This is a genomic window from Bradyrhizobium sp. Pa8, from assembly GCF_052588265.1.
The window spans coordinates 1993406-2011315 of record NZ_CP176767.1; the positions used below are offsets into that span (position 1 = coordinate 1993406).

Sequence of the window (17910 nt, forward strand, 5' to 3'; positions counted from 1 at the left end):
TGCAACTATTTGGGGGCGGGCGTCAATGTCAGGCCGCGAAGCGGATCTGCCCCGCCGGCGAGGGATCGTAGCCGGTCAGCTCCTCGGCGCGCTGGCGCAGCCGCCTTTCGCTGAGGAACCGGATCAGGGCCTGCATCGGCGGGCGGAAATAGCTGCGTTGCCGCATTGCGAGATCAAAATTCTCCCAGACCAGCGGCACGAAATCGAGCCCGGCCGAGCGCGCCGCCGCACGCGTCGCGATTCCGCAATCGGCTTGTCCAGCGCGGACGATCTCGGCGAGATCCGGCCCGGTGAGGGCCGGCGTCTCGACCCGGCGCAGATCGCGCGTCGAGGCGCCGGCGCGCTTCAACAGCACGTCGAGCAGCATCTGCGCGCCTGTGCCCTGTTGTCGCATCGCCATCCTGACACCGAGCGCAAGCACGTCGGAGAGGCCGCGCAGCCGTTTCGGATTGCCCGGCGGCAGCACGAGACCCTGCTCGCGGCGCACGAATGCGACCAGCACCGCATCATGCAGGTCAGGAGCGTCACGCAGCGTCGTCGCACTGGCGTCGGAGGCAAGATTACCGTCGGCCTCCAGGCTGTGGAAGTGCACCGCCGCCGCCATCACCTCGTCGCGTTGCAAGCGCTCGAGCCCGCGCGCGCTGCCCTCGCTCATCGATCCCAGGCCCGAGCCGGACTCACGCAGGCTCCAGTCCAGAAGCTCGTCCTGGCTGCCGCCCACGACCGGCGGCGGCTCCGCAGTCAGCATGCCGGCCGGACGCGCCAGTCCCGACAGGACCCAGAGGTCGAGCTCGTGCCGCGGGAAGAGCCACTTCCCGGTCACCTTGGTGCAGGGAATCGCGCCGGTGGTGACGAGTTCGTAGAGCTTGCGTTCGCCGAGCCGAAGGTAGTCGGCGGCTTCGCTGGTCGTCAGGAATTCCATCCTGCATTCCTATGCAAATTCTTGCTTCTTTTTGGCGTTCGACGCAGGTGGAATTCTGCATTTCAATTTACGTCCGCCAGGACCATGCCCGATCATCTCGCTGCTTTGCAACACATCCTCACGCGCGATCTCTGCTTTGGTGAACGATCCTGAAGCGCCCACGTGGCGCGGGCCTTGCGGCCGTCGCGCTCGCAATTGCAATCGACGCACCGCGTGGGCCGCATTGCCGAAATGTCCCGAGTGGGGAGCGCAATGAGCAAACGCGTCACGAGTGTGGCGCAATCGATCATCATCATGATCGCGTCATAGCCAATGGGAACCCGATCATGGTCGTCCGCCGCCTGTCCGTTGCACTCGCGCTTCTCTGCGGCCTCGCCGCGGGCGTGGCGGCGTCATTTGCGGAGGACCGCGCGATCGTGCTGGCCTCGACCACGGCGACACAGGAGTCGGGCCTGCTCGATCATCTGCTGCCGATCTTCCGCGAGAAAACCGGCATCGAGGTGACGGTGATCGCGCGGCGTGCCGATGAAGTGCTCGACGGCGCGCGCAGGGGCGAAGTCGACGTCGTACTGATGCACGCACGGCCGCAGGAGGAGAAGTTCGTCGCCGACGGTTTTGGCGTGAAGCGTTTTGACGTGATGTACAACGACTATGTGCTGATCGGACCGAAGAGCGATCCCGCCGCCGTGAAAGGCAAGGACATAGCCACGGCGCTGAAGGCGATCGAGGCCAAGGGCGCGCCGTTCGTGACGCGCGGCGACCGGTCGGGCACCCATGCCGCGGAGCTCGCGCTCTGGATCGTCGCCGGCATCGATATCGCCGCTGCCAAGGGCGCATGGTATCGCGAAGTCAAGCAAGGCACGGACGCAGCCCTCGACGCGGCGCGCACGGCGAACGCCTATATGCTGTCCGACCGCGGCAGCTGGATCGCCTTCAAGGATCGCGGCGATCTCGACATCGTCGTCGAAGGCGACAAGCGGCTGCTCAATCAGTACGGCGCGATGCTGGTGAACCCGGAAAAGTTTCCGAACGTGAAGAAGGAGCTGGGGCAGACCTTCATCGACTGGCTGATCTCGCCGGAGGGGCAGGCGGCGATCGCCGGCTACAAGGTCGACGGACAGCAGCTGTTCTTCCCCAATGCGGCCAAGTCCGGCGGCTGACCTTCGCATCGCCAGCGGTTGCCAAACCGGGCGATGCATGGTCCATCATGAGGTATGACCCAGCGCCTGCCGCCATCGCTGACGCCGCTCGACACTGCGCTCGCCGCGTTGCTGCGAGGCGTCGATCCGATCGCGACGATCGAGTTGCCCCTGACGGAGGCCGCCGGCTGCATCGCGGCAGGGACGCCGCTGCTTGCGGCATCTCCGCCGCGCGACATCGCCGCTGCGGATGGCTGGGCGCTCTGCGCCAACGATATTGTCGGCGCGTCCGCCTATTCGCCGCTGCCTCTGACGACGGCGCCCGTTTGGGTCGATGCCGGCGACGGGATGCCGCCGGGATGCGATTGTGTGCTCGATGCCGACGCAGTCGAGGTGTCGGGTCCACTCGCCCAGGTGCTGGCGGAGGGCGTGCCCGGACAGGGCGTCAGGCGCGTCGGAAGCGACATCGCCGCTCGCACGCCTGCCGTGGCAGAAGGGCATTTGATCAATCCTGCCGCCCTGCTGCTCGCGCGCACCGCCGGTGTTGAAAAGCTGAGCCTACGGCGGCCGCGGCTGTGCATCGTCAACGTGCCGGGTGCAGCCGTGACGGCGCACATGATTGCGGAGATCGCGCGCGCAGCAGGGCTGCAGGTGCAAACGCGCGAAGCTGCTGCGCGAGATGCGGCATCGATCGCCGAAGCGATCGGCGATCTCGCCTGCGATCTCGTCGTGACGATCGGCGGCAGTGGCGCCGGCCGCCGGGATGCCGCCGTCAGTGCGCTGGCCCGGCATGGTGACGTGCTCGCCCACGGCCTCGCGCTTCAGCCCGGCCGCACCGCCGCGGTTGGGCGGCTCGGACAGGTTCCCGTCGTCGCCTTGCCCGGCTCGCCCGATCATGCGCTTGCCGCCTGGCTCGCGCTCGTGCTGCCGCTCGTCGATCGGCTGTCGGCGCGGCAGTTACGCCGACGCATGACCCTGCCGCTCGCGCGAAAAATCGCATCCAGTGTCGGCATTGCCGAAATCGCCCTGCTGGCCGAGGAACATCATGCGTGGCTCCCGCTTGCGGTGGGGGAATGGCCGCTTCAAGCCATTGCCCGGGCCGATGCGTGGCTGCTCGTTCCCGCCAGCCACGAGGGATTTGCGGCAGGGACGCCGGTCGATGCCTATCTGATGCGGGAATGATATGGGTTTGGCATGACGATGATCCCGCAATCGCAAGACCGCAGCGCGCTCGAACAGGAGCAGTTCCTCAAGATCCTCTCTCGTGAGGACGCGCTGGCGCGCTTTGAAGCTGCATTGTTCCCGCGTGCGGTCCCGAGCGAGGCGCGCCAGCTTGCCGATGCGCTCGGCGCGGCGCTTGCCGAAGACATCACGGCGCCGATCGACGTTCCGCCTTTCGACCGTTCCAATGTTGACGGCTTTGCCGTGCGCTCGGCCGATCTCGCCGCAGCCGGCGAAGGCGCGCCCGTTCGCCTTGCGCTGAACGGCGAGACCATTCACTGCGGCACCGCGCCGAAGCTGCAGGTGGCAACAGGAACCGCAACGCCGATCGCAACCGGCGGGCCGTTACCACGCGGCGCCGACGCCGTCGTCATGGTCGAGCATACCCAGCCCGCCGGGTCCGATGCGATCGACGTCCGGCGAGCCGTCTCGCCGGGACAGTTCGTGTCCTATGCAGGCTCCGACATCGCGCGCGGCGAGGCGCTGCTGCGCGCCGGCACGATCATCGGCTCGCGCGAGATCGGCATGCTGGCGGCCTGCGGCATCGCCGAGGTGACTGTCGCGCGCAAGCCGCGTGTTGCCGTGATCTCCACCGGTGACGAATTGGTTCAGCCCGGCGAGGCGCTCGCGCCGGCTGCGATCTACGACACCAACGGCGCCATCGTCGCCGCCGCGATCGACGAGAATGGCGGCGAGGCGGTGTTCCTGGGCGCCATTCCCGACGATGAGACAAAGCTCGAAGCCGCCATGCGCCGCGCGCTGGTGGACGCCGACATGCTGGTGCTCTCGGGCGGTACCTCGAAAGGCGCGGGCGACGTGTCCCATCGCATCATCGGCCGGCTCGGCCAGCCCGGCATCATCGCGCATGGCGTTGCGCTCAAGCCCGGCAAGCCGCTGTGCCTTGCGGTGTGCGACGGCAAGCCTGTGGTGATCCTGCCGGGCTTTCCGACCTCGGCGATGTTCACCTTCCACGACATGATCGTCCCGGTGCTGCGCAAAATGGCCGCGCTGCCGCCGCGCTCCGATGCCAAGGTAAGCGCGACCGTGCCGGTGCGCATCGCCTCCGAGCTCGGCCGCACCGAGTTCGTCATGGTCTCGCTGGTCGGCGGCAACGGCGGCCTGATCGCCTATCCCTCCGGCAAGGGGTCCGGTGCGATCACGTCGTTCGCGCAGGCAGACGGTTTTCTGCGCATCGACGCGCTCGCCGACCAGATGCCGGCCGGGGCCGACGCCGAGGTGACGCTGTTCACGCCGCATGTGCGGGTGCCCGATCTCGTCATCGTCGGCAGCCATTGCACCGGCCTCGATCTCGTCACGGCGCAACTCGCGCATGCTGGCCTCACCGTGCGCTCGATCTCGGTCGGCAGTCTCGGTGGACTTGCGGCGGCGAAGCGCGGCGAATGCGATCTCGCGCCGATCCATCTGTTCGACGACAAGAGCGAGACTTACAACACGCCATATCTCGTCGACGGTCTCGAGCTCGTGCCGGGCTGGAGGCGGATGCAGGGCATCGTGTTCCGGAAGGGCGACAAGCGTTTCGAGGGGCTCGGTGCGAAGGAGGCCGTCACCGCCGCGCTTGCTGACCGCGCCTGCATCATGGTCAACCGCAACCAGGGCGCCGGCACGCGCATCCTGATCGACCGGCTGCTCGGCGGTGCGCGCCCGGAAGGTTACTGGAACCAGCCGCGCTCGCACAATGCCGTGGCTGCGGCCGTCGCGCAGCACCGCGCCGACTGGGGCATGACGATTGCGCCGGTCGCCCATGCGGTCGGCCTCGGTTTCATTCCGCTCGCGGAAGAGCATTATGATTTCGCGCTGGTGACGGCGCGCAAGCAGCGCTCGGCGGTGCAGGCTTTTCTCGACGCACTCGGCTCGGACGAGGCGCGTACCGCGCTGGCGCGGGCGGGCTTCCGGCCTGCATAGATCGACGACGCGGCGTTCAAGCCGCGCGACAGGGTGGGGGAGCGATGGCAAGGCCGCTTTCGGTTGCGATCGTCGGTGCCGGCATGGGCGGGCTTGCAACGGCCTCGGCGCTTCGGCGCGTCGGTATCGATGTGATGGTCTACGAGCAGGCCTCCCAGTTCGCCCGCATCGGCGCCGGCATCCAGATCGGCTGCAACGCGATGAAGGTGTTGCGCGTGCTGGGGCTGGAGCCGCGGATGCGCGAGCACTCGTTCTATCCGCGCTCCTGGAACAACCGCGACTGGAAGAGCGGCGACATCAAGTTCGACATGATCTTTGGCGAGAGCGCGGAAGAGAAGTTCGGCGCGCCCTATCTGCTCGCCCATCGCGGCGATCTCCATGCGGCGCTGGCGAGCGTGGTGCCGAACGAATTTGTAAGGCTCAATCACAAGCTCGTCGGTCTCGACCAGACCGGCGATGGTGTCCGGCTGACCTTTGCCGATGGCACGAGTGCCATGGCCGATGCCGTGGTCGGCGCGGACGGCGTCCATTCGACGGTCCGCGATATCCTGTTCGACACCGCGCCGGCCAAATTCACCGGCCGCATCGCCTATCGCACCACCTATCCCGCCGCGCTGCTCGGCGCGGGGATCGACGACTGCACCAAATGGTGGGGCGAGGACCGCCATATCGTGATCTATTACGTCAAGCCTGATCGCAGCGAGGTCTATCTCGTCACCAGCCAGCCAGAGCCGGACTTTCGCATCGAGTCCTGGTCGGCGAAGGGCGACGTGCGCGATCTGCGCGAATCATTCGAAGGCTTTCATCCGCAGGTCACTCGGGTGCTCGCCGCCTGTCCCGACGTGCACAAATGGGCGATCATGGACCGCGACGCGCTGCAGCACTGGGCCGACGGCAAGGTGACGCTGCTCGGCGATGCCTGCCATCCGATGACGCCCTACATGGCGCAAGGCGCGGCGATGGCAATCGAGGACGCCGCCGTGCTGTCGCGCTGCCTCGACGGTGTAGGCCGCGACGGCGTCGCAGATGCGTTCCGCCGCTTCGAGGCGACGCGTAAAGAGCGCACGACGCGGGTGCAGGAGACCTCGCGCGCCAACATCTGGCTCAAGGAGAGGACCGATACGAGCTGGGTTTACGGCTACGACGCCTGGGAAGTGCCGCTGGCGGCTTGAACCGCCTGCTCGCGCTTGCGCCGGCGCTTCTTGTCAGGAGGCCGCATCCAGCGCGGCCAGCCGCTCGGCTTCGGCGATGTCCTCGACCGTGTTGGCGTTGAAGAACGGATCGAGCGGCTCGGCCGGCCACGTTACCGTCGCCAGCCGATAGCGCGCGGTCCAGCGGTCGATCTTGCGGAGGTCCTCGACGACCAGCGCGCGACGCAGCTCGTCGCGCAAGGCGACGCTCCACAAGCCGATCACCGGATGTGACTGATCGCCTGATGCGGCGACCGCAAGCTGGGCGCTCTCCCGCGTCCGCGCGTCATGCAGGCGGGCGACGAGATCGCGTGGCAGGAACGGGCAATCGCCTGCGGCGCTCAGCACCCATTCGATGTCAGGCCGGTTCGCCGCTGTCCAGTCGAGCGCGGCGAGAATGCCGGCGAGGGGCCCAGGGAAGCCGGGTACGTCATCGGCGACAACGGGCAGGCCGAACGCCGCGAAACGTGCGGGATCGCCGTTCGCATTGAGGATCAATCCGCTGCATTGCGGCGTCAATCGCGCGATCACGCGCTCGAGGATGGTGCGGCCGCCGATGGTCCGCATCGGCTTGTCGCCGCCGCCCATGCGCCGTGCGAGGCCGCCTGCGAGCAGCACGCCCTGCGTTGCCGGAAAGTCAGTCGTCACCACCTTCACCCTTGCGTTTGTGCTTCGCCGATTCCTCCTCGATGTAAGCAAGGTTCTGGTCGTAGACGATCCGCTCTTCGCCTGCGAGCGCGATGAAGCGCTTTCCGCGCGTGCGGCCGACCAGCGTCAGTCCGACCTGGCGAGCGAGATCGACGCCCCAGGCGGTGAAGCCGGAGCGCGACACCAGGATCGGGATGCCCATGCGCACGGTCTTGATCACCATTTCCGAGGTTAGGCGTCCCGTGGTGTAGAGGATCTTGTCGGAGGCATCGACGCCGTGGCGGTACATCCAGCCCGCGATCTTGTCGACGGCGTTGTGACGGCCGACGTCCTCGGTGTAGCAGAGCGGCTCGCCCTCCTTGCACAGTACGCAGCCATGGATCGCGCCGGCCTCCAGATAGAGCGAGGGCATGGTGTTGATGGTCTGCGTCATCTGGTAGAGCCAGGAAGTGCGGAGCTCCGCCTTCGGCAGCGCGACGCTCTCGACCGCCTCTAACAGGTCGCCGAACGCGGTGCCCTGCGCGCAGCCCGAGGTCTGGGTGCGCTTCTTCAGCTTGGCTTCGAAATTGGTGTGATGAGTGGTGCGCACCACGACCACCTGGAGGTCGTCGTCGTATTCGACCTCGGTGACCTCGTCATTATATTTCAGCATGTTCTGGTTGAGCAGATAGCCCAGCGCCAGATATTCCGGGTAGTCGCCGATCGTCATCATGGTGACGATCTCCTGCGCATTCAGGTAGAGCGTCAGCGGCCGTTCCATCGGCACCTTGATCTCGACCTTGGCGCCGGTCTGGTCGGTGCCGGTCACGCGCTCCGTCAGGCGCGGGTCGTCAGGGTTCGGCACGATCAGGGGCACCGGGGCTTTGTCGATCTTCATCATGGCCGCGACGTTAGCATGACATTCGGGTCAAGCCGATATAAGCATGACGGGGAATGGATGAAATGCCTCCGTTCGTCATTGCGAGCGCAGCGAAGCAATCCAGAATTATATCCGCGGTGGCAGTCTGGATTGCTCCGCTGCGCTCGCAATGACGGGGAGAGGTCAGGGGTTCCATCGGCTGACGACCCGTTGGCGGAGATCGAATGGTTATGAAAGTCATCGGCCTTGCGGGCTGGAGCGGTGCGGGCAAGACCACGCTGTTGACGCGGCTGATCCCGCATTTCAACGCGCAAGGCCTGCGCGTCTCCGTCATCAAGCATGCCCATCACCAGTTCGACGTCGACGTGCCCGGCAAGGATTCCTGGCGCCATCGCGAGGCCGGCGCGGCCGAGGTGCTGGTTGCGTCGTCGAACCGCTGGGCCCTGATGCATGAATTGCGCGGCGCGGCGGAGCCGCGGCTGCCGGAACTATTGAGCAAGCTGTCAGCCGTCGGTCTCGTCGTGGTCGAGGGCTTCAAGCGCGAGCCGCACCGCAAGATCGAGGTGCATCGGGCCGCCAACGACAAGCCGCTGCTGTTTCCCGATGATCCCGGGATTGTCGGGATTGCGACCGACATCGCCATTGAAACCCGCCTGCCGACCGTCCATCTCGATGATATCGAGGCTATCGCGGCCTTGCTGCTGCGTGCGGCGATGCCGGTCGAGGAAGCGGTGGCGAAAAGCGCCGCGATACGCTGACGAGGCACCATGGCGCAACTGTCGGACGATTGCTTTGCCTTCGGCGGACCGATGATGTCGGTCGACGAGGCTGTTGGCCTGATCACGACGCGCGTCAATGCGATTGCCGATCTCGAGACGGTGTCGCTGGTCGACGCCGACGGCCGCGTGCTGGCGCACGACATCGCGGCGCCCCTGCCGCTGCCGCCCTTCACCAATTCCGCCGTCGACGGTTACGCCGTGCGCAACGCGGACCTTCCGCAAGCAGAGGAACGAGCGGTCCCGCTCGACGGCCGTATCCAGGCCGGCGGCCGCGCGCACGACGCGATCAAGCCCGGCCACACCGCGCGCATTTTCACCGGCGCTCCGATGCCGCCGGACGCCGAGACCGTCTTCATGCAGGAAGATGTCCGCATCGATGACGCCGGCAAGATCGTGCTTCCGCCTGGGCTGAAGCCCGGCGCGAATGTCCGCCCAGCGGGCGAGGACATTCCCGAAGGCCACGTCGCGCTGCGCGCCGGCCAGCGGCTGCGGCCGCAGCATGTTGCACTCGCCGCGGCGTTCGGGCTGACGCGCCTCGACGTCATCAGGCGTATCCGCGTCGCGGTGTTCTCGACCGGTGATGAACTGGCTTCGCCCGGTGAGCCGCGCGCGGCGTCGCAGCTGTTCGATTCCAACCGCTTCATGCTGATGGCGATGCTGCGCCGGCTCGGCTGCGAGGTCAGCGATCTCGGCATTCTGCGCGATGAGCGCAGCTTGCTCGCGAACGGGTTGAAGCAGGTCGCCGGCGGGCACGACCTGATCCTCACCACCGGCGGTGTCTCGACCGGCGAGGAGGATCACGTCAAGGCGGCGGTCGAGAGCATCGGCTCGCTGGTGTTGTGGCGGATGGCGATCAAGCCCGGTCGGCCCGTCGCGATGGGCATCATCGATGGCACGCCGCTGATCGGGTTGCCCGGCAATCCCGTCGCGAGCTTCGTCACCTTCGTCCATGTGGTGCGGCCAACGGTGCTGGCGCTGGCCGGCAGCCTTCCCGAGCCACTCACGCCGATCCCATTGCGTGCGGCCTTCACTTACAAGAAGAAGGAAGGCCGCCGCGAATATGTTCGCGCCTCCTTCCGGCGCGGAGACGACGGCATGTTGGAAGCGGTCAAGTTCCCGCGTGAGGGCGCCGGGTTGCTGTCCTCGCTGGTCGAAACTGATGGCCTCATTGAACTCGGTGAGAGCGTCACGCGCGTCGAGCCGGGGCAGGGCGTAGGTTTCTTGTCCTATGCTGATCTGATCTAGGCGGCTGCGTTGACGCCATCGACTCGCCCCGCCATGTTGCGTCCATGACCAGAATGACGCTCGACCTTACCGGGTTGAAATGCCCGTTGCCCGCCTTGAAGACTCGCAAGGCGCTCAAGCCATTGCAGCCGGGCGATCAGCTCGAAGTACACTGTACCGACCCGCTGTCGGTGATTGACATTCCGAATCTGATCCGCGAGACCGGCGACAAGGTGGAGATCACCGAGCGCAACGACGCGCGCATCGTGTTTCTGATAGAAAAGACGAATGGTTCGATAGCGAACGCAAATGGTGCGCTGCGTTCTTGAGAGCGAGCGTTACCGCGCTGATACCGACCATTTGTCTATCGACATAGATCATGGCTTCTGCCCAAATTGACTTTCTCCGCGCAGACGCGGAGGTTGAGTCTTGTCTGTGATACGCGGGTCAACGGGCCGCAGACGAAGCTTGCACGTCGTATCGGGCATAGAGCCCCCGGCGTGGGGTTAACTTTTCGGACGCGCGTGACGATCCCGGCGCGCGTTGGATGATTGTGTGGAGCAGCAGGGACAATTGGCTGCATCACACCGGGCTGAGGAACGGGATCGTTGTGGCGGGCCGCTCAGAAGGGTGGCTTTAGGGGAGGAATGTATGGCTTCAATTGAGAGCGCTGGGACACTTTCGGGCGCCGGCGCAGGTTTTCTTGATCGTGAGCGGACCATCGCGACCGCCGGGTTCAATCGCTGGCTGGTGCCGCCAGCTGCGCTCTGCATCCATCTCTGTATCGGAATGGCCTACGGCTTCTCGGTGTTCTGGTTGCCGCTGTCGCGCGCGATCGGACTGACCGCGCCAAAGGCCTGCGGGGATATTTCGCTGCTCCAGGAGCTGTTCACGACCAGTTGCGACTGGAAGGTCGCCAGCATGGGGTGGATGTACACGCTGTTCTTCGTGCTGCTCGGCATTGCGGCTGCGGTCTGGGGCGGCTGGCTGGAACGCGTGGGTCCGCGCAAGGCGGGCTTCGTCTCGGCGCTTTGCTGGTGCGGCGGCCTCTTCCTCGGTGCGATCGGCGTCTACACCCATCAGCTCTGGCTGTTGTGGCTGGGTTCGGGCGTGATCGGCGGCATCGGTCTCGGCCTTGGCTATATCTCGCCGGTGTCGACGCTGGTGAAGTGGTTCCCGGACCGCCGCGGCATGGCGACCGGCATGGCCATCATGGGCTTCGGCGGCGGCGCCATGATCGGCGCGCCGCTGGCGAACCTCCTGATGAACTACTTCAAGACGCCGACCTCGGTCGGCGTCTGGGAGACCTTCGTCGCGATGGGCGTCATCTACTTCGTGTTCATGATGATCGGCGCGTTCCGCTATCGCCTGCCGCCGCCCGGCTGGCAGCCCGAGGGCTGGACCCCGCCGGTCAAAGCCAACGCGATGATCTCGAAGAACAACGTCCATCTCAACGACGCGCACAAGACGCCGCAGTTCTGGCTGATCTGGTGGGTGCTGTGCCTGAACGTGTCGGCCGGCATCGGCGTGATCGGCATGGCTTCGCCCATGCTGCAGGAGATCTTCGGCGGCAAACTGATCGGTCTGCCGGACGTCGGCTTCAATGCGCTCGACGCCGGGCAGAAGGCGCAGATCGCCGCGATCGCTGCGGGCTTCGCCGGATTGCTGTCGCTGTTCAACATCGGCGGCCGCTTCTTCTGGGCGTCGCTGTCGGACAAGATCGGGCGCAAGAACACCTACTACACCTTCTTCATCCTCGGCATCGTGCTCTACGCGCTGGCGCCGACCTTTGCGGCGATGGGCTCGAAGCTCCTGTTCGTGCTCGGCTTCGGCATCATCCTGTCGATGTATGGCGGCGGGTTCGCCACCGTGCCGGCGTATCTCGCAGACATGTTCGGGACCCAGTTCGTCGGCGCCATCCACGGCCGGCTGCTGACGGCGTGGTCGACCGCGGGCATCATCGGCCCCGTCGTGGTCAACTACATCCGCGAGTTCCAGCTCGCAGCAGGCGTGCCGCGCGACCAGCTCTACAACACCACCATGTACATTCTCTGTGCGATGCTGATCGCTGGCCTGATCTGCAACTACCTGATCAAGCCGGTCGATTCGAAGTGGCACATGAAGGAGGCCGATGTCGCCAAGTTGCAGGCGGCGAGCGCCAGTGCCGCCGCCGCGGGGCCGCACGGCTCCTATGGCATCGGATTTGGCGGGCTTGACGCCAAGGCGGCACTGTTCTGGGCCTTCGTCGGCGTGCCTCTGCTCTGGGGTGTCTGGAAGACGCTGGAGAGCGCGGTCAAGATCTTCTGATCGCCGTCGACACTGCCGCGGGATGCTGATCATCGGCGTCCCGCAGCGTCGCCTTTTAGACATCATCAGGAATGGGACTTAGGGGGATTGAAATGCTTCGCACCCGAATTTGCCTTGCGGCCGTGTTGCTGGTCGCTGGTCTTCATGCCGCATCCGCGCAGACCACGACGACACCGGCGGCGCCCGCTGCAACGACCGAAGCCAAGCCTGGCAAGATCAAGCTCACCATGCAGAAGCTGAAGGACATGAAGACGAAGTGGGCGGCCAACAAGCCGAAGCTCAAGGCCTGCCGGGCCGACGTGAAGTCCAAAGGCCTGACCGGCGATGACCGCTGGTTCTACATCGAAGAGTGCATGAACAAGACGTGAGGCCACGCCACAGATCGAGTCGATGAAGGGGCATGGAGCTGGGCGGCTGCATGCCCCTTAAATGCTTATCGGAGCGCATGAATTCTCTTGGCATCTGGTATGCCAAAGGCTAGGGTTGGACTTGTTCTAAAGAAGGTTTACGAGACTCATCGATGAGCCATGACGTGCACGAGGTCCGCTCGTTCGAACATCCGGGCGAGGGACGCAAGCGAGCCAAGGCCACGCCCAAGGGGCGGCAGGTCGATCCCACGGCGGGGCATGAGATCGAGCAATTGCTCGGCGACAAGCCGCGGCGCCGCGATCTCCTGATCGAATATCTGCACCTGATCCAGGACAAATATCACCAGATCTCGGCCGCGCATCTCGCGGCGCTGGCCGACGAGATGAAGCTCGCCTTTGCCGAGGTGTTCGAGACCGCGACCTTCTATGCGCATTTCGACGTGGTGAAGGAAGGCGAGCCTGATATCGCGCCGCTGACGATCCGCGTCTGCGATTCTCTCACTTGCGCGATGCTGGGCGGCGAGAAGCTGCTCGCCGATTTGCAGAGCACATCGGGTCCGGGCATCCGCGTCGTGCGCGCGCCCTGCGTCGGCCGCTGCGATACCGCGCCGGCGGCTGAGGTCGGTCACAACTTCGTCGATCACGCGACCGTGGCCAATGTGATGGCGGCGGCGAAGGCCGGCGATACCCACGCGCATCTGCCGAAATATGTCGATTACGACGCCTACGTCGCCGGCGGCGGCTACAAGCTGCTCAATCGCCTGCGCTCGGGAGAATTGCCGAAGGACGATCTGCTGAAGGCGCTCGACGACGCCTCGCTGCGCGGTCTCGGCGGCGCCGGCTTCCCCACGGGACGGAAATGGCGCGCGGTGCTGGGCGAACCCGGCCCGCGGCTGATGGCGATCAATGGAGACGAGGGCGAGCCTGGCACGTTCAAGGACCGCGTCTATCTCGAAAGCGATCCGCATCGCTTCATCGAAGGCATGCTGCTCGGCGCGCATGTCGTGCAGGCCTCCGACGTCTACATCTATCTGCGCGACGAATATCCGGCATCGCGCGAGATCCTCGAGCGCGAGATCGCAAAGCTTCCGCCGGGCGGTCCGACGCTGCACATGCGCCGCGGCGCCGGCGCCTATATCTGCGGCGAGGAATCCTCGCTGCTCGAAAGCATCGAGGGCAAGCGCGGATTGCCCCGGCACAAGCCGCCTTATCCGTTCCAGGTCGGCCTGTTCGGCCTGCCGACGCTGATCAACAACATCGAGACGCTGTGGTGGGTGCGCGACATCGTCGAGAAGGGCGCGGACTGGTGGAAGGGCAACGGCCGCTATGAGCGTCACGGCCTGCGCAGCTTCTCGGTCTCGGGCCGCGTCAAGAACCCTGGCATGAAGCTGGCACCCGCCGGCATCACCGTGCGCGAATTGATCGACGAATATTGCGGCGGCATGGCCGACGGGCACCAGTTCTATGCATACCTGCCGGGTGGCGCGTCGGGCGGCATCCTGCCGGCGTCCATGGACGACATCCCGCTCGATTTCGGCACGCTGGAGAAATACGGCTGCTTCATTGGCTCGGCCGCGATCGTGATCCTGTCGCAAAACGACAGTGTGCGCGCAGCCGCGCTGAACCTGATGAAGTTCTTCGAGGACGAGAGCTGCGGCCAGTGCACGCCGTGCCGTGTCGGAACCCAGAAGGCGGCGCAACTGATGCAGAAGCCGGTCTGGAACCGGGCGCTGCTGGAAGAATTGAGCCAGGCGATGCGCGATGCCTCGATCTGCGGGCTTGGACAGGCGGCATCGAATCCGCTCTCCACCGTGATCAAATATTTCCCTGACGAGTTCAAGGAAGCGGCCGAATGACCAAAATTACGTTCGAGCTCGACGGCAAGCAGGTCGAAGCCAAACCCGGCGAAACGATCTGGCAAGTTGCAAAACGCCAGGGCCGCGAGATTCCGCATCTGTGCTATTCGCCGGCGCCCGACTACCGCCCCGACGGCAATTGCCGCGCCTGCATGGTCGAGATCGAGGGCGAGCGCGTGCTCGCCGCCTCCTGCAAGCGCACCCCGTCGGTCGGCATGAAGGTGAAGACCGAGTCCGCGCGTGCGGTGTCCGCGCAAAAAATGGTGATGGAGCTGCTCGTCGCCGATCAGCCGGCGCGCGAAACCTCGCACGATCCGGATTCGAAGTTCTGGCACTGGGCCGAGACCACAGGCGTCACCGAGAGCCGCTTCCCCGCCGCCGAGCGCTGGGCGACCGACGCCAGCCATCCGGCGATGCGCGTGAACCTCGATGCCTGCATCCAGTGCGGCCTCTGCGTGCGCGCCTGCCGCGAGGTCCAGGTCAACGACGTCATCGGCATGGCGTATCGCAGCCATGGCTCGAAGATCGTGTTCGACTTCGACGATCCCATGGGGGAGTCCACCTGCGTCGCCTGCGGCGAGTGCGTGCAGGCCTGCCCGACCGGCGCGCTGATGCCGGCCGTCATGCTCGATGAGAAGCAGACCCGTGTCGTCTATGCCGACAAGAAGGTGGATTCGCTCTGCCCGTTCTGCGGCGTCGGCTGCCAGGTGACCTACGAGGTCAAGGACGAGAAGGTGATCTATGCGGAAGGCCGCGACGGCCCCGCCAATCACAACCGTCTCTGCGTCAAGGGCCGCTTCGGCTTCGACTACATCCACCATCCGCATCGTCTGACCAAGCCGCTGGTGCGGCTGCCGAATGCGAAGAAGGATTCCAACGACCAGGTCGACCCGGCCAATCCCTTCACGCATTTCCGCGAAGCGAGCTGGGAAGAAGCGCTCGACATCGCGGCCAAGGGCCTCGTCAATATCCGCGACGAGAAGGGCGTGAAGGCGCTGGCCGGCTTTGGCTCGGCCAAGGGCTCGAACGAAGAGGCCTATCTGTTCCAGAAACTGGTGCGCACCGGTTTCGGCTCGAACAATGTCGACCACTGCACGCGGCTCTGCCACGCCTCGTCGGTGGCGGCGCTGTTCGAAGGCCTGAGCTCGGGCGCGGTGTCGGCGCCGTTCTCGGCTGCGATGGATGCCGAAGTCATCATCGTGATCGGCGCCAATCCGACCGTGAACCATCCGGTCGCCGCGACCTTCATCAAGAACGCGGTCAAGCAGAATGGCGCAAAGCTGTTCGTGATGGATCCGCGCCGGCAGACGCTGTCGCGCCACGCGACCAAGCATCTGCAATTCAAGCCGGGCTCCGACGTCGCCATGCTGAACGCGATGATCAACACGATCATCACCGAAGGCCTGACCGACGACCAGTATATCGCCGGCTACACCGAGGGGTTTGAGGACCTCAAGGATAAGATCAAGGAATTCACGCCGGAGAAGATGGAGGCGATCTGCGGCATCCCGGCGCAAACGCTGCGCGAGGTTGCGCGCACCTATGCGCGGGCAAAATCGTCGATCATCTTCTGGGGCATGGGCATCAGCCAGCACGTCCACGGCACCGACAACGCGCGCTGCCTGATTGCGCTCGCGCTGATCACCGGTCAGGTCGGCCGCCCCGGCACCGGCCTGCATCCGCTGCGCGGCCAGAACAACGTGCAGGGCGCCTCCGACGCCGGCCTGATCCCGATGTTCCTGCCGGACTATCAGCCGGTCGGCCGCGACGACATGCGCGGCGCGTTCGAGAAGCTGTGGCAGCAGGACCTCGATCCCGTCCGCGGCCTGACCGTGGTCGAGATCATGAACGCGATCCATGCCGGCGAGATCACGGGCATGTATATCGAGGGCGAGAATCCCGCGATGTCCGATCCCGATCTCCAGCATGCGCGCCAGGCGCTCGCCATGCTCGATCATCTCGTCGTGCAGGATCTCTTCGTCACCGAGACCGCGTTCCATGCCGACGTCATCCTGCCGGCCTCGGCCTTTGCCGAAAAGGACGGCTCCTTCACCAACACCGATCGCCGCGTGCAGCTTGCGCGCCAGGTGATCAAGCCGCCGGGCGATGCGCGGCAGGACCTCTGGATCATCCAGGAGATCGGCAAGCGGATGGGCCTGCCCTGGAATTATTCCGGGCCCGGCGACGTCTACACCGAGATGGCGGAGTTGATGCCCTCGCTCAAGAACATCAGCTGGGAGCGGCTGGTGCGCGAAGGTGCTGTCACCTATCCGGCCGATGATCCGAACAAGCCCGGCAACGAGATCATCTTCACCACGGGCTTCCCGACTGCGAGCGGCCGCGGCAAGATCGTGCCGGCCAAGGTCATCCCGCCGGATGAGCTGCCCGACGCCGAATATCCGATGGTGCTGTCGACCGGCCGTGTGCTGGAGCACTGGCACACCGGCTCGATGACGCGCCGTGCCCAGGTGCTCGACCAGATCGAGCCGGAGGCGGTCGCGTTCATGTCGCCGAAGGACATGCGCAGGAAGAAGCTCGCGCCCGGCGATTTCATCCGGCTGGAGACTCGCCGCGGTGCGGTCGAGGTCAAGGTCCGCTCCGATCGCGACGTGCCGGAGAACATGGTGTTCATGCCGTTCTGCTACGCGGAGGCGGCGGCGAACCTGTTGACCAACCCGGCGCTTGATCCCTTCGGCAAGATCCCGGAGTTCAAGTTCTGCGCGGCCAGGGCCGAGCGCGCAGAGATGCGGGACGCGGCGGAGTAGGGCCCCGTCGTCATCGCGCGAGGCTTGCCACACAAACCGCTGTCATGCCCCGCCTAGTGCGCAATTGCGCACGGGGGCGGGGCATCCAGCACGCCGCGGTCCATCGATTTAATCACAACTGTCTCGGAGTACTGGATCGCCCGGTCAAGCCGGGCGATGACAGTGATTGTGGGGCGCCGGCTTGTCCTACACCGCTTCGCTCCTCGCGATGAGGGTGGTAAACATCGTGCATGTCCAAAGTCACCCCAGCCACGCGCGCGCTTGCAGCTGCCGGCGTTGCCTTCACCGTGCATACCTACGACTACGATCCTGACGCCGAGAGCATCGGGCTCCAGGCGGCGTCGGCCCTCGCTGAAGATCCGGCGCGCGTGCTGAAGACGCTGATGGCGCTGGTGGACGGCAAGCCGATCTGCGTCGTCGTCCCGTCCGACCAGGAAGTCTCCATGAAAAAGCTCGCCGCTGCCGCGAGCGGCAAGTCGGCGCAGATGATGAAGCCGCCGGAGGCCGAGCGCGTCACCGGCTACAAGGTCGGTGGCATCAGCCCGTTCGGGCAGCGCAAACCGGTGCGCACCGTGATCGAGCAGAGCGCGCTCGCACATGATCAGGTCTATCTCAACGGCGGCCAGCGCGGCTTGCAGGTTCGGCTGAAGCCGGGCGACGTGCGCGATGTCCTGAAGGCGGTCGTCGCGGATGTGATCGCGTGAGCGGC

15 protein-coding genes are annotated in these 17910 nt (G+C 65.6%); 12 read left to right on the top strand and 3 right to left on the bottom strand.

Going from position 1 to position 17910, the window contains the following annotated elements; translation table 11 throughout:
- Positions 1 to 28 precede the first annotated feature (28 nt).
- Positions 29 to 922, bottom strand: coding sequence for a helix-turn-helix transcriptional regulator (locus ACKWRH_RS09085; RefSeq protein WP_071916308.1), 894 nt, complete (start codon positions 920 to 922; stop codon positions 29 to 31).
- A 326-nt stretch (positions 923 to 1248) separates the two neighbouring features.
- Here ACKWRH_RS09085 and ACKWRH_RS09090 point away from each other — a divergent pair, with 326 nt between their 5' ends.
- The 4 genes from ACKWRH_RS09090 to ACKWRH_RS09105 are packed head-to-tail and all read left to right on the top strand — an operon-like array spanning position 1249 to position 6377.
- Positions 1249 to 2082: a substrate-binding domain-containing protein gene (locus ACKWRH_RS09090; RefSeq protein ID WP_445220225.1), complete on the top strand. Its 834-nt coding sequence runs from the start codon at positions 1249 to 1251 to the stop codon at positions 2080 to 2082.
- 54 nt (positions 2083 to 2136) lie between these two features.
- Positions 2137 to 3243, top strand: a complete 1107-nt coding sequence (locus ACKWRH_RS09095; RefSeq protein ID WP_445220226.1) for a molybdopterin-binding protein — start codon at positions 2137 to 2139, stop codon at positions 3241 to 3243.
- 12 nt (positions 3244 to 3255) lie between these two features.
- Positions 3256 to 5205 (top strand): molybdopterin biosynthesis protein, encoded by a 1950-nt coding sequence (locus ACKWRH_RS09100; RefSeq protein ID WP_445220227.1) that lies wholly within the window; start codon positions 3256 to 3258, stop codon positions 5203 to 5205.
- A 44-nt stretch (positions 5206 to 5249) separates the two neighbouring features.
- On the top strand, positions 5250 to 6377 hold the full coding sequence (locus ACKWRH_RS09105; protein WP_445220228.1) for an FAD-dependent monooxygenase: 1128 nt from the start codon (positions 5250 to 5252) through the stop codon (positions 6375 to 6377).
- Positions 6378 to 6410: 33 nt separating this feature from the next.
- On the opposite strand, the gene mobA is transcribed toward ACKWRH_RS09105, so the two are convergent.
- Positions 6411 to 7052 (bottom strand): molybdenum cofactor guanylyltransferase MobA, encoded by a 642-nt coding sequence (mobA, locus tag ACKWRH_RS09110; protein WP_445220229.1) that lies wholly within the window; start codon positions 7050 to 7052, stop codon positions 6411 to 6413.
- On the bottom strand, positions 7033 to 7923 hold the full coding sequence (fdhD, locus tag ACKWRH_RS09115; protein ID WP_445220230.1) for a formate dehydrogenase accessory sulfurtransferase FdhD: 891 nt from the start codon (positions 7921 to 7923) through the stop codon (positions 7033 to 7035). Before fdhD ends, mobA begins: the two co-directional genes overlap by 20 nt.
- A 209-nt stretch (positions 7924 to 8132) precedes the next feature.
- Between fdhD and mobB the strand changes: the two genes are divergently transcribed.
- The 8 genes from mobB to ybaK all read left to right on the top strand — a co-directional run bounded on the left by mobB (position 8133) and on the right by ybaK (position 17905).
- Positions 8133 to 8660: a molybdopterin-guanine dinucleotide biosynthesis protein B gene (mobB, locus tag ACKWRH_RS09120; RefSeq protein WP_445222359.1), complete on the top strand. Its 528-nt coding sequence runs from the start codon at positions 8133 to 8135 to the stop codon at positions 8658 to 8660.
- A gap of 9 nt (positions 8661 to 8669) precedes the next feature.
- Positions 8670 to 9926, top strand: coding sequence for a molybdopterin molybdotransferase MoeA (locus tag ACKWRH_RS09125; protein WP_445220231.1), 1257 nt, complete (start codon positions 8670 to 8672; stop codon positions 9924 to 9926).
- A gap of 44 nt (positions 9927 to 9970) precedes the next feature.
- Entirely contained in the window at positions 9971 to 10234 is a 264-nt protein-coding gene (locus tag ACKWRH_RS09130; protein ID WP_445220232.1) for a sulfurtransferase TusA family protein, read from the top strand.
- A 322-nt stretch (positions 10235 to 10556) separates the two neighbouring features.
- Positions 10557 to 12212, top strand: a complete 1656-nt coding sequence (locus ACKWRH_RS09135; protein ID WP_445220233.1) for an OFA family MFS transporter — start codon at positions 10557 to 10559, stop codon at positions 12210 to 12212.
- A gap of 92 nt (positions 12213 to 12304) precedes the next feature.
- Complete coding sequence (locus ACKWRH_RS09140; RefSeq protein ID WP_445220234.1) at positions 12305 to 12580, top strand: hypothetical protein; 276 nt, start codon at positions 12305 to 12307, stop codon at positions 12578 to 12580.
- Between the two features lie 152 nt (positions 12581 to 12732).
- Positions 12733 to 14436: an NADH-ubiquinone oxidoreductase-F iron-sulfur binding region domain-containing protein gene (locus ACKWRH_RS09145; protein ID WP_445220235.1), complete on the top strand. Its 1704-nt coding sequence runs from the start codon at positions 12733 to 12735 to the stop codon at positions 14434 to 14436.
- Positions 14433 to 17201: a formate dehydrogenase subunit alpha gene (gene fdhF, locus ACKWRH_RS09150; RefSeq protein WP_445220236.1), complete on the top strand. Its 2769-nt coding sequence runs from the start codon at positions 14433 to 14435 to the stop codon at positions 17199 to 17201. The genes ACKWRH_RS09145 and fdhF overlap by 4 nt, the downstream gene beginning before the upstream one ends.
- A gap of 230 nt (positions 17202 to 17431) precedes the next feature.
- Positions 17432 to 17905 carry a Cys-tRNA(Pro) deacylase gene (gene ybaK / locus ACKWRH_RS09155; protein WP_445220237.1) on the top strand — a complete coding sequence of 158 codons (474 nt, stop codon included), beginning with the start codon at positions 17432 to 17434 and terminating at the stop codon, positions 17903 to 17905.
- Positions 17906 to 17910 lie beyond the last annotated feature (5 nt).